This window comes from Agrobacterium sp. V1, assembly GCF_030518355.1.
GTDB classification, from domain to species: Bacteria; Pseudomonadota; Alphaproteobacteria; order Rhizobiales; family Rhizobiaceae; genus Agrobacterium; species Agrobacterium cucumeris.
Map to the genome: position 1 here is coordinate 93,682 of NZ_JAULSF010000004.1, position 12,367 is coordinate 106,048.

Genomic DNA, 12,367 nt, shown 5'->3' on the forward strand with positions numbered 1-12,367 from the left:
GTCAAGTGCGTATGGACTTTGAGGCGGCAGCGAAGCCCGTCTCGTGTTTGGGCAAGACGTTCGAAAACGAGAACGCTCGTCGTGAGCACTTCCGAGGTTTGCTGCGAGAGCATTTATCTGACCCGCAGTTCCGCGCTACGCCCGGGTTCCCCCAAGGGAGTGACGATGCGATTGTGGAGCTCTCGGATCCTCCATATTACACTGCATGCCCCAACCCATTCATGGCGCAGCTAATCGAGGATGCTGCACCAGACGACGCCAGCCACTACTATCGAACCCCTCTTGCTGTGGATGTGGCTGAGGGCAAGAACGACCCAATCTACAATCTTCATAGTTACCACACAAAGGTGCCGCCACGCGCGATAATGCGCTATATCTTGCATTATACAAAGCCAGGTGATTTGGTCCTTGACAGCTTCTGCGGGACGGGGATGACCGGCGTTGCTTCCCAACTTTGCGGCGATGCCGCAGTCGTTAAAGAGCTGGGCTTGAAGGTTGACGCGCAGGGAAACGTCTTTCAGCACGGATCAACCGATCCATGTTCGGAAGTGGGCGCGCGCGTTCCAGTGCTGCTTGACCTGTCGCCGGCAGCTACGTTCATTACAAACGCATACAACACACCGCAGACTGAGGCGCACTGGCAGACAGTCGAGTCGCATGTGTCGGTTATAGATGGGGACTTAGGCTGGCTCTACCAGACTTTGCATGCAGCGAATGCTGTCACGGCTCAGAAGGCAGCTACGTTTCTTCGCGATAAGGGTGAGGTGTCTGACGATTTTGCGTACGGACGAGTGAATTACATCGTTTGGTCAGACATCTATTCTTGCCCCCAATGCGCTGAGAGCTTTGATTTCTGGACAGTTGCCGTCGATCAGGATGAGGGCAAAGTCAGAGATGAGTTCCCGTGTCCGCGATGCCAGAAGCACCTTGGCAAAGGCGATCTTGAGCCCGTTAAGACGTGGACTGCAGCTCCCGACGGAGGAGAGCCTGTTGCGCGTAAGGCTCAACGCCCAGTCCTAGTTAACTACACATACGGAAAAAAGCGCTTCACAAAAGAAGCTGACGTATTTGATGAGGAACTCTCCAGTCATGTAAGTCGCTTCCCACTGAGTGACTGGGTGCCGACAGATCCTATTTCTCCTGGCGACAAGAGCGTCGAGGCGATTAGAGCCGGGTACAAGACCGTCGACAGCTTCTATACAGCCCGCTCTCTTCAAGTTCTCGCGAGATTACGCAAGCTAGGTCTTCATTCGTGGCCTCCGTTCAGTGCGCTGACGCCTAGAGCGACTAGAATGCACAGAATAGCCGCAAGCCGTATTGGTGGTGAGAAAAAAGGTGTTGGGGGCGCTACCGTAGGTGTGATCAATGGCACACTCTACATCCCTTCCCTATCGGTCGAGATGAACGTCCTGGATCAGGCAAAAGATCGCGTAAAAAACTTCTCAAGAAGTCTTCATGCGAAGCGCCATGGCTTCATTTCAACCCAGTCGGGGACGCATCTAACGTCTATTCCGAATTCCTCTATCGACTACATCTTTATCGATCCACCTTTCGGAGCCAATCTCATCTACTCCGACCTGAACCAGCTCTGGGAAGGTTGGCTAGCGGTACATACGGCCAACGAGCACGAGGCGATAGAGAGCGCTCATCAAGAGAAGACGATCAACTCCTATCGGCGATTAATGTCCTCTGCGTTCGCGGAAGCTTTTCGCGTGTTGAAACCAGGCCGTTGGATAACGATCGAGTTCTCAAACACTAGAGCGAGTGTCTGGAATGCTATTCAAGTTGCACTCCAAGAAGCCGGCTTCGTCGTAGCCAATGTATCCGCCTTGGATAAAAAGCAGGGTAGTTTCAACGCGGTAACAAACCCGACGTCGGTCAAGCAGGACCTTGTCATATCCGCGTACAAACCCAACGGCGGGCTAGAGGAACGGTTCGAAAGACGCAGCTCTGACGTTCAGTCGGTTTGGGACTTTGTTTCCACACACCTCAAAAACCTGCCTGTTCTTCGAACTAGGGGTGACCAGATTATCACTGTTCCTGAGCGCGATCCCAGAATCATTTTCGACAGGATGATCGCTTGGTTTGTGTCACATGGAGTTCCAATTCCACTCTCTAGTGGTGACTTTCAGGCCGAGCTTCGTGAGCGCTTCCCGTCGAGGGATGGCATGATCTTTCTGCCTCAGCAAATCGATACCTATGACCGTGCTGCGCTTCAGAAAGGTGGAGCGTCACAAATTGAGTTGTTTGTCAGCGATGAGAAGAGCGCAATCGACTGGTTAGGTGATCTCCTCCGGGCGCGGCCCTCTTCAAGGCAGGAAATTACGAATGACTTCACGCAGAAGATTGGTGCCGGATGGCGTAAGCACGAGGCAAAGCCGGAGTTGATCGACCTTCTGGAGCAGAACTTCCTGATGTATGATGGTAACGGGCCCGTGCCGACTCAGGTGCATTCGTATCTTTCATCTAATTGGAAAGACTTGCGCAATCTCGACAAGGATGATCCTCGTCTCGTGGAAAGAGCTCGAAATCGTTGGTTCGTGCCTGATCCGAACAAGCAACAGGATGTTGAGGCACGCCGCGAAAAAGCGTTGCTACGCGAGTTCGACCTCTACAAAGCCTTCAAAGGCAAGAAGATGAAGGAGATCCGGCTGGAAGTGATGCGAGTCGGGTTCAAGGCAGCGTGGGCCGCCAAGGACTATCGCACCATCATCGACGTATCGGCAAAAGTGCCCGACGAGGTGTGGCAGGAGGACGAGCGCCTCATGATGCTGCACAGCATGGCCGAGACGCGTCTCGAGGCCGACCGGTGAGCGTTGCCGCCGCATCGGGCGCGGCGGTCGCCCAGCGCGGTGACTGGCTGTGGCACGGTCCGCTTGGCGCCGTGCAGGTGATCGACCGGCTGGACCGCTGGGGCGTGCAGTCGCTCCGAGTGTGGTCACCCACGTCAGGCACGGTCGCCCAGATCGAGGAGGCAGCGACCGAGCCAATTGCCGCCCACGCGCCCACACTGGACACCATCGTGCACCGGGCGGCCGCGGCGCGCGTGCAGGAGGCGCTCGCCACGGAGGTCTTGCTCGCACCCGTACGCTCGAGCGTCACCCCCCTGCCGCACCAGCTCTACGCGCTGGAGCGCGCCATGGAAAAGGGCCGAGTCCGCCACTTGTTCGCGGACGAGGTCGGATTGGGCAAGACAATTGAGGCGGGACTTGTAATCCGCGAGCTCAAGCTGCGCGGCCTGGCGAAGCGCACCCTCGTCGTCGCGCCGAAAGGGCTCACCCCGCAGTGGCAGGCGGAGATGCAGCTCCACTTCGGTGAGACGTTCCGCATCGCCGACCCGGGCGACTTCGACGCGGTCTCCCGCTGGTCAGACGACGACAACGTCTGGCGCGCCGCCGACCAGGTAATCTGCCCCCTCGATAGCGTGAAACCCCTTGCACGGCGTCGCGGCTGGTCCTGGGAGCGGATAGCGGCCTACAACCAGCGGCGCTTTGAGGACCTGATCACCGCCGCCTGGGACCTGGTGGTCATCGATGAGGCGCACCGCCTCGGCGGCAGCACCGACCAAGTGGCCCGCTATAAGCTGGGCGCCGCGCTCGCCGACGCCACACCCAATGTGCTCCTGCTGTCTGCGACGCCGCACTCGGGGAAATCTGACCAGTTCCTACGCCTAATGCAGCTCCTCGACCGCGAGGCGTTTCCCAGCGAGGACTGCATCGACCGTGACCAGGTGGCGCCGTACGTCGTCAGGACCGAAAAGCGGCTCGCCATCGACAACGAGGGCAATCCGCTCTTCAAGCCCCGGCAGACCCGGCTCGTGACCGTGGACTGGGAGCCGAAACACGACGCCCAGCGGCAGTTGTACGAGGCTGTCACCGACTATGTGCGGCACGGCTACAATCAGGCACTGAAGAGCAAGCAGCGCCACATCGGCTTCCTCATGGTTCTCATGCAGCGGCTGGTGACATCGTCCACTGCCGCGATCGCTACAACCCTCGGCCGCCGCCTTCAGGTGCTTGAGGATGCGCCCGCACAGCTGTCGCTCGCGCCTGACATCGACGTCGCAGAAATGGCAGACATGGATGGACAGTCGCAGCTCGACGAGCTGGTGGATTGGCCTGGCTGGCGCTCAGAGAAGGCGGAGGTCGCGAATCTGCTGGGTCTTGCAGAGCAGGCGCTCGGAGGAACTGATGCCAAGGTCGAAGCGCTACTCGAGCACGTCTATCGCATTCAGCAGGAGGAGGACGACCCCGACTTAAAAGTGCTCATCTTCACCGAGTTCGTCCCCACGCAGGCAATGCTCGCCACGCAGCTCCGCGAGCGCGGCTTCGAAGTCGCCACGCTAAACGGGCAGATGGCGGTGGAGGACCGTGTAGCCGCCCAAAGGGCGTTCGCCGGAACCGCCCGGGTGCTGATTTCGACGGACGCCGGTGGCGAGGGTCTGAATCTCCAGTTCGCGCATGTCATGTTCAATTACGATATGCCGTGGAACCCCATGCGCATTGAGCAGCGCATCGGCCGCGTCGATCGCATCGGGCAAAAGCATACAGTTCGCGCCACCAACTTCGTCCTCGGCGGGACGGTCGAGCACCGCGTCCGTGAGGTGCTGGAAGCGAAGCTGGAGGCAATCGCGGAGGAGTTCGGGATCAACAAGGCGGCCGACGTGATGGATTCGGTCGAGGCGGAAGCGATGTTCGACGGACTCTACATCGACGGGATCCTCTCTCCCGACGCGGTCGAGCAAAGCGCCAACGCCAGGCTCGAAGAACTACGGGCACGGATAGTTGCCGACCGCGAACGTCACGAGCTCCTCGGTTCCGACGCCCCGCTCGATCCGGGCGCCGCCCAGAGGTGGCGCCGGCATCCCATCCACTTCTGGGTTGAGAAGGCGGTGATAGCCGGTCTGACCGACGCCGGAGGCGTTGCCCGACGCGATGGTGAAACATGGTGTATTACCTGGCCCGATGGCTCCATCAACAATCGGGCCTGCTTCGACGCATCTGGTGTCGATGCGGCTCCCGACGCGACTTGGCTAACTCTCGACAATGCTGCCGTCCGTGGCGTGATCGATGACCTTCCCGCAGAACCGCCGGGTCGCCCGGTTCCGCGCGTATTTGTGCCACAGCTGCCGGCCGGCGTGGAGGGCGTCTGGTCGCTATGGCGCATCCGGATGAGCACAGTACGGGGCGAAGATCAGCGATACATGCCGCTTTTCGTGCAGAACGGGCGGGCGTTCGCGCCCACGGCCCGCAGATTGTGGGACATGATCGTCACAGGCGAACTCACGACTGACGGCGACTACGCCATCGACGCGGTAGCCGCCCTGGAGAAGCTCGCTGAAGCGCAGGCCGAGCCGATCTACCTGGAGCTTCGTGACGAACATCTCAAGCAACTGGACCGGGAACGCCAGCGCGTAGTCGCGGCGTTCGACGCACGCCGACGGGCGATAGGCCGGATAGGGCTCGAGAACGTCCGGCGCGCACGGCTAATGCGCCTTGAGGAGGAGCATGAGCGTCGCATCCGTGAGCTCCAGGACGCAACCGCGATGATGCCAAGCCTTGAGCCAGTCACCATCGTTGAGGTGCGACCGGCATGACGGCTTGGTCCGACCATATCTTGGCTCCGTTCCAGCGCGAGTTCAGCCATCTGTGGGTCGTCACCGACCCCGACGAGATCCTGCTTTCCCCCACCGTTGCCCCAATGCTGGCGAAACGAGGGTTCGAACTGGTCACCTATCGTGATCCGCTCGCCTTCCGGCACCGCTACGAAGCCGAGATACGAGGTGCGGCTGGAGACGGCGCCTACATCGTCCACGTTCGTGGTGACGCCAGCACGATAGTGCCCTGGGACGTTCTGAACGAGGCGCGCGTACATGCGCTCTCGGTCCCGGAGCTGTTCGGCGCCCTCGACGCGAACGCGGTACGCGCGGTCGGATCAGAACGCTATGACGACCTGTGGCAGATCACGTCTTCGAGGCCAAGCATGCCGACGATAGGCACGGTCGCGACGAAAGACTTCCTGGCGACCAACCTATACCGCGTCGTACCTGACCTACTCCGACGCCCCGCCGACCTCTGGGAGCAAGCGTTCGACATCTTCTTCCGTGGCTCGCCCCTCCCGCACCTCATCGCCTGCCACGTTGCAGAGCGGGCTTGCCGCCCGAACGGCATGTCTGTCGAGGTAGCGGCTTCGATCCTTTCCGACCGGGCGACCTTCGTCGACCGCGTCCAACGGGACTGGAACCTGTTTGCACGGGCTTCGGCACGTGGCGAGGAGCCGCCCGCCGATGTCATCCCCTTCGCGCTGCCCGGCATCCGCGTGAACCTCGACAGCATGGTGCTGGATGGCACCATCGCGCCCGCTAAAGTCGACCTAGTTCCTCCCTCGACACCGAGCTGGATGCTCATCGGGATGGTGCGGGACGATGAAGCCGCTCGCGCCTTGGCCCAGCAGCGGATCGACTTGTTGCGACAGGACATCCCAAAGGACGGCGCCACACACAGCGACTGGCTGCGGTTTGCTGAACGGCACGCCGAGATCGTCGATGCGGGGCGGAGCCTATCCGCCGACGCCACTCGTCCGGATTTGATGGTAGGGATCGCGCCGGCCATCGACGTCTCCCTGTTCCACTGGCTGGAGAGCGGCTTCGATGGGCTGAGCTTCAACAGCTACGCGACCGCTCCCTCCATCGTGCATCAGATCGCGCCGCACATGGCGCATCGTCGACGGTCCGGTGAGCGGAGGCAGGCGCTGATCGTTGTCGATGGGATCGCGCTCGACCAGTGGTTCATCCTGGAGCGCCGCCTTCGCGTCAACCAGCCGGACCTCCTCGTCGACACCCGGTCATGCTTCGCCTGGCTCCCGACGGTGACCGGAGTCTCGCGCCAGGCGATCTTCACCGGTGATCAACCACGGGCCTTCGCCAAGACGATCGGCAGCACGTCGCCCGAGCCCGTAGCGTGGCGGCGCTTCTGGGTGAACGAGGGTCTCGCAGAGAGCCAGGTGTTCTACGCAAAGGGGCTTGGCCAGCCGGGGTCTTGCGCCGAAGTCATCTCCGGCGCCATCGCTGATGGCGCTGAGGTCATCGGGCTCGTTGTGGACACGGTCGACGAGCTTCTCCACGGAGAGCTGTTCGGCAAGCAGGCGCTGGTCGGCCGCATCGAGCACTGGCTCGGGCTGGGCGAATGGGATCGGCTCGTCTGCTCGCTGATCGATGCCGGCTACCGCATCTACCTCACCGCCGACCACGGCAATGTAGACGTCGTCGGCATGGGTCGTCCGTCTGAGGGGAGCGCCGCGGAGGAGCGTGGTGAGCGGGCCCGCATCTACGACAGCGAGGCTCTGCGGCAGAAGTCGTCCGCCACTATCGCCGGCAGCCGGGTTCTGCAGCCGGGTGGTTTGCCCGACACCTATAAGCCACTGTTCGCACCGTATGGGCGGGCATTTATTCCCGATGGCCGCCGAGCCGTCGTGCATGGGGGCACATCCCTGGAGGAAGTCATCGTCCCGTTCGTCAGGATTTCGAGAAAGGAAGAGACGTGAGCACCATACCACCTCGAATCGGCATGGATCGCTTCGTCGATGCCGAATGGATGGAGTTGGCGGCGTCCGTTGTGCGTGGCGAAAGCGACTGGAAAGATCTCCACGCACAACTCGCAGCTGACATCCCAGGACCTCAGGTCCAGCGCAAGGCTGCCGGCATCCTCAATCGGATGTGGTTTCCGGAGGATACGGTCGGTCGAGGCCTTACGATAGACGCCGCTATGCTCGTGCATAATAGTAAGCCAGGGTCACGCACCGCGGCCTTTGTCGCCGTAGCTATCGGAGCGTATCCTTATTTCCGGGAGGTAGTGGAAACCGTTGGTCGCCTACTTCGTCTGCAAGAGACTTGCTCCGCAGGAGAGGTTCACCGCCGCATGTTCGAGCTGCACGGTAAGCGGGCTACGATCGATCAGGCAACCAGTTATGCCTTTAAAACGATGGTGTCTTGGGGCATGGTCCAACGTCAACCTGACCGAAGGCTCTGCCATGCAGCACCTCTGAAGCTTATTCCAGAGGCAAAGAGACTTCTTGATCTTGCTGCCAACAGGTCGCGACACAGCGTCACCCCGCTACAAGCGACTGATCCACTGCTTTTCGCCTTCAATAAAGGTTGATCCGGCGTCTGCCGGTCAAGCGATGAATGTGGGCGTCGGCTATTGTAAAAGGCCAGATAGCGGCCGATGCCAGCGCGAGCCTCGGACACCGTCTTGTAAGCGTGGAGGTAGACCTCTTCGTCTTTGATCGACCGCCAGAGCCGCTCGACGAAGACATTGTCCCGCCAAGCGCCCTTGCCATCCATCGAGATGGCGATTTCCGCCGGTCAAGGCGAATGAGGTGGATCGGTTAGAGAATCCAAATATGCAAACTGCCTTTCATTGACCTATTCCTCTATTACCAACGCACGAAGCTTAGCCAATATTTGTAAGCTGTTTGATACATCGATACTGGCGGTCTCGAGCGTGGTGTCATGTCCACTAATGCGGTATCGAGCATGAATCGCAGCCTCATGGCCAAGGTCGGGATGGTGAGGATAAAGCAGAGTCAGCCGCGGTGCGCCATAGAGCTGAGCATAGGCCATCATCTGATAAACGTCGGCCTGCGAAACCCCCTGCTTGGGATCATCGATCCTTGCAGATATTCGCTTCCATTTCGTATCAATGATATGAATGACCGCGCTTCCCTGTCGGATGAGGATATCGGGCTTGGTCTGGAAGAAGGCGCGCCCGTTGTCCTGCGCGCTCAGACAGAACAGGCGTCCGGCTTGTAGTGAGACGGTAAGGCCTGTACCCGCCAGCGCGCGGATAAGGGACCGACCGACGTACTCTTCGAATAGCGAGTTCATCTCGAACATCATCGCACTGCCCTCGCCGCTGCCACTCGTAGTGGTCTGATAGCGATTCTGTAAGAATAGTCGAGCCATCGAGTAGAGGTCTTGCCATGATCGATTGGTGCGGTCGATCACAACCTGATCCCAACGCAGAGCGGAAACCGGTTCGTCGGTAATCTCAGCATATACGAAAGCCAGCTCACGCAGGTGTTGCTGGTTGGTAGGGCGCCGGGAGATTCGCGCCAAGCGTACCACGGCAGCTTTCATGATCCGATTGAGTGGCATGTCGTTCGACAAAAGGTCGAAGCGGCAAGCAAGTCGCGAAGGATCGGCCGCATGGCGCATAAACTGCCGCGTAATGTCGAGCTGCCCACGCAAAACAGGCAAATCCTCATCGCGGTTGATGTAGCGTCGCGGCATGCCCTTACGTAGGGCCTCAGTTAGCTTGGTGCAGAAGATCCGGATCAGGATTTCTAGGAGAGTCTCCCTTTGCCAAGCGAGATCAGTGATGGCGCCAAGGTCAAGTTTCAGATTGAGCGCAACGGCCAGCATATGTACGAGACGTTTGAGGGCGCAGCCGAACTTTTGAGAACCGCACGCGAAACGGCTCAGATCGGCAAACGTCTTGGCGTTCAGCGCCTCAATCTTCACGGCACAGGCCTCGGGGATCGTGGACTGCCGGTTCAACCTGTCGAGGTCGTCACGGGAGTGATGTGGCTGAAGGCTCAGGAGACGCTACGCCGTATCGTTGACCTCGCGGAAGAAGAAAACGTGGTTTTCACACTGGAGAACCTGAACCTTCCCGTCGATCACCCCGGCGTGCCGTTCGGGCGCGCCGAAGACACGTTGGCGCTCGTGTCGAGCATCGACCACCCGCGTCTGCGTTTGAACCTGGACCTCTATCCCCATGGCCAAAAGCGCCTGCAACTCGTTCCAGAACAGTGTCGAACCTATCGTGCGTTCGTCTTTCTGAACCACAACTACATAGCGGTTTGCCTGTCGCAGACGGAGCAGCACGGGCAAGCTCGTTGACTGGGGTGGCAAGTGTTGTCGGCAGTTCATCAGCGGTGAAACTCCGTTTGTATCGATACGATTTTCGACATCCGGGTTGATGCCAGTGCAATGGCAATATTCGGGGCACTTGACGTTTTTACCCTGCAGTTTGAGCGTTCTCTTGCCTGCCAAGATGGAACATCCGGCGCGGCAGCACGGCGAGGGCCGTTAGTCCCCCGTATGCGATGGCTGCCGCCGCCACGATCTGGAAAAGGGAATTGAGACTTGCCTGAAACCAGATCACCGAAGCCCATCCGACGAAAGCTGCCAGGATCATCCTGACTGTTCCGGCAAGAACCGGGAGAAGAACACGCTTCAGTCCCTGGCTTGCAAAATAAAGCGCCAGTCCCAATCCAACTGCACCATAAGCCGGTGCGACAATTTGCAGATACTGGGAGCCTAGCTGCTGCACATCCGGGTCCGCCGTGAATAATCTCATCCAGGTCATGGGGAACAGAGTGGCCAGAATGCCGATTGTCTGCGTGAGGCCGAATGCGATACCTGCGCCAACCCAGGCGACCCGGCGGGCGCGTTCGATCTGACCCGCTCCGATATTAATCCCAACCATGGTGACGATAGCGGTTCCAAGACCGAAGATGATGGGGATTTGCAGATAATCTAGCCGCGATGCGATGCCGAACCCCGCAATTGCGTCTGCGCCGAAGTGGCCGACGGCTGCCGTTACAAACGTAACCGTCAGATTGACCTGGATCGTGCCGACTGCGGAAGGCAGGCCGACACCCAGAATGTCCTTGAACAGTCGACCTTGCAGCGGAACGATTTTGAACTTTAGCGGGCTGCTTGAGGAGCGCAGGTATAGGGCAAGCACCAGTGCCGCGGTGAGATAATAAATGAAGACCGCAGCGCCTCCGCCTGCCACGCCGAGCTGCGGGAAGGGGCCCCAGCCGAAAATCAACAGCGGGGACAAGACGAGGAGAAGGAACGCGCCGGAGATGATGACGAGGGCAGGCACGTTCACGTTGCCAGCGCCCCGCAGGGCTGCCGAAAGCAAAGCCGTGATCCAGATGGGAATGGAGCCTGCGAACACAATTCCTGAATAGAGGAGGGCGGCCTTAAGGGTTTCTCCAGTCCCTCCCATTGAGCGGTAGAGCGCAGGTCCAAGAAGGATTGCAGCGACTGAGAAAATAGCTCCGAATACTATGGCCAGAACAATCGAATGCCAGACAAGCCCATCGGCATCAGCGTAGCGGTTGGCTCCCAGCGCTCGGGCCACAGCCGAGGAAACTCCCCCTCCAATCCCGCCATTCGACATCATTTGCATCAGCATGAGGACCGGAAAGACGAGGGTCACGCCCGCTAAAGCCTCGGTCCCAAGGAAGCTGACGAAGTAGGTTTCCGCGACCCCAACAAAGGTCTGGACGACGAGAACGACGACCGTGGGCAATGCCAGCCGGAACAGTGTGGGCGTGATTGGTCCCTGAAGAATTCCACGTGGTGTCTTCTGTGAAATTGTTGAGACATGAGAATTTTTGCTGTCAGGCATATCGGCCATGGCTGATCCTAAAAAGCTCTCCGAGGCTCTGCTCCGCTCCCAAGGCCATGGGCTCGCAACCGGTTCTCAGAATTTGAAAATAGATTGTTTTCGAAATCTAAATTATATAGAGTGCATTCGCAATCTAAAATAGCGCTTCCGAGCGTGAAACCGGAGCCCGTGCAGGTGTTCAAAACCCATGTTTCAGATCAAGGATCGATAAAAGCTGAAATGGTGGAAAACCCGCTTGTCGGGAATCTATGCTTTGCCGTGCAGCGGACAAACCGCATCATCTCTCGCCAGATCAACGATGCATTGCGCTCGACAGGACTAACGGCAGAGCAGATATTTCTTCTTGCAGCGATTGGTGAAGCAGGTTCCCCTCGAATATCGGAGGTTTCGCTACTTCTTGGCCTTGACCACTCAACCGTCGTTTCAAATCTAAAACCCCTGGTGAGAAAGAACTGGGTGACGATGTCCGTGGATGTGGATGATCGCAGGGCACGAAGGCTTCTGCTCACCGACAACGGGAGCGCTCGGCTTGCAATGGCATTTGAGCGTCTTCAGGAACTTGGAGACGCGCTGATGAAAAAGGTTGGCGGCACGCAGAATACTCTTGGCCTGTGCCGGATGCTTAGCGAGCTATCAACAGCGTGCGCTTGACATAGGCCGCGCGGGCGACCGGTAGATAAGTGCAAGGATACAGCCATCACCCCCTATTTTCCGCGCCGTCTTCCCGCACTACCTCCTCGTGGGGCTGTGCCTTTAATCCAGCCACTTCGGTCTCCAGCCGGGCCAGGCGTTTTTCCAGCGCGATGAGGTAGTCTCCCTGCGGATCGTCGATACCCAGGACGGTATCTTCCCACGATCGCCATTTTTCTCGAAAACGCTTCAACATTTCAAATCTCCATGGCCATCAATTTTACAAATCGGCGCTTGCGGGCCCCAAAGTA

The 12,367-nt window shown here is 59.0% G+C and carries 8 protein-coding genes and 2 pseudogenes; 6 read left to right on the forward strand and 4 right to left on the reverse strand.

Features of this window, described 5'->3' with window-relative positions; all coding sequences use genetic code 11:
* Positions 1-221: 221 nt before the first annotated feature.
* Genes QSV77_RS25480 through QSV77_RS25495 form a run of 4 tightly spaced genes read left to right on the forward strand, consistent with a single transcriptional unit; the run spans position 222 to position 8,156 of the window.
* The gene (locus QSV77_RS25480) at positions 222-2,813 is read left to right on the forward strand and encodes a DNA methyltransferase (protein WP_302735561.1); all 2,592 of its coding nucleotides are present in this window, start codon (positions 222-224) and stop codon (positions 2,811-2,813) included.
* Positions 2,810-5,596: a DEAD/DEAH box helicase gene (locus QSV77_RS25485; protein WP_302735562.1), complete on the forward strand. Its 2,787-nt coding sequence runs from the start codon at positions 2,810-2,812 to the stop codon at positions 5,594-5,596. Before QSV77_RS25480 ends, QSV77_RS25485 begins: the two co-directional genes overlap by 4 nt.
* Positions 5,593-7,542, forward strand: coding sequence for a BREX-3 system phosphatase PglZ (pglZ, locus tag QSV77_RS25490; RefSeq protein ID WP_302735563.1), 1,950 nt, complete (start codon positions 5,593-5,595; stop codon positions 7,540-7,542). Before QSV77_RS25485 ends, pglZ begins: the two co-directional genes overlap by 4 nt.
* Positions 7,539-8,156, forward strand: coding sequence for a hypothetical protein (locus QSV77_RS25495; protein ID WP_302735564.1), 618 nt, complete (start codon positions 7,539-7,541; stop codon positions 8,154-8,156). The genes pglZ and QSV77_RS25495 overlap by 4 nt, the downstream gene beginning before the upstream one ends.
* Here the strand turns inward: QSV77_RS25495 and QSV77_RS25500 are convergent.
* A pseudogene (locus QSV77_RS25500) lies at positions 8,153-8,353 on the reverse strand (integrase core domain-containing protein); the annotation flags it as partial. The gene QSV77_RS25495 and the pseudogene QSV77_RS25500 overlap by 4 nt on opposite strands.
* Before the next feature lie 69 nt (positions 8,354-8,422).
* Positions 8,423-9,421, reverse strand: coding sequence for an McrC family protein (locus tag QSV77_RS25505; protein ID WP_302735565.1), 999 nt, complete (start codon positions 9,419-9,421; stop codon positions 8,423-8,425).
* A gap of 15 nt (positions 9,422-9,436) precedes the next feature.
* On the opposite strand from QSV77_RS25505, the pseudogene QSV77_RS25510 reads away from it, so the two are divergent.
* Positions 9,437-9,772 (forward strand): annotated as a pseudogene (locus tag QSV77_RS25510) (TIM barrel protein); the annotation flags it as partial.
* A gap of 247 nt (positions 9,773-10,019) precedes the next feature.
* Here QSV77_RS25510 and QSV77_RS25515 read toward each other — a convergent pair.
* Positions 10,020-11,435, reverse strand: a complete 1,416-nt coding sequence (locus tag QSV77_RS25515) for an MATE family efflux transporter (RefSeq protein ID WP_302735566.1) — start codon at positions 11,433-11,435, stop codon at positions 10,020-10,022.
* Between the two features lie 165 nt (positions 11,436-11,600).
* Between QSV77_RS25515 and QSV77_RS25520 the strand changes: the two genes are divergently transcribed.
* On the forward strand, positions 11,601-12,077 hold the full coding sequence (locus QSV77_RS25520; RefSeq protein WP_142844999.1) for a MarR family winged helix-turn-helix transcriptional regulator: 477 nt from the start codon (positions 11,601-11,603) through the stop codon (positions 12,075-12,077).
* A 46-nt stretch (positions 12,078-12,123) separates the two neighbouring features.
* On the opposite strand, the gene QSV77_RS25525 is transcribed toward QSV77_RS25520, so the two are convergent.
* On the reverse strand, positions 12,124-12,312 hold the full coding sequence (locus QSV77_RS25525) for a hypothetical protein (RefSeq protein ID WP_302735567.1): 189 nt from the start codon (positions 12,310-12,312) through the stop codon (positions 12,124-12,126).
* Positions 12,313-12,367 lie beyond the last annotated feature (55 nt).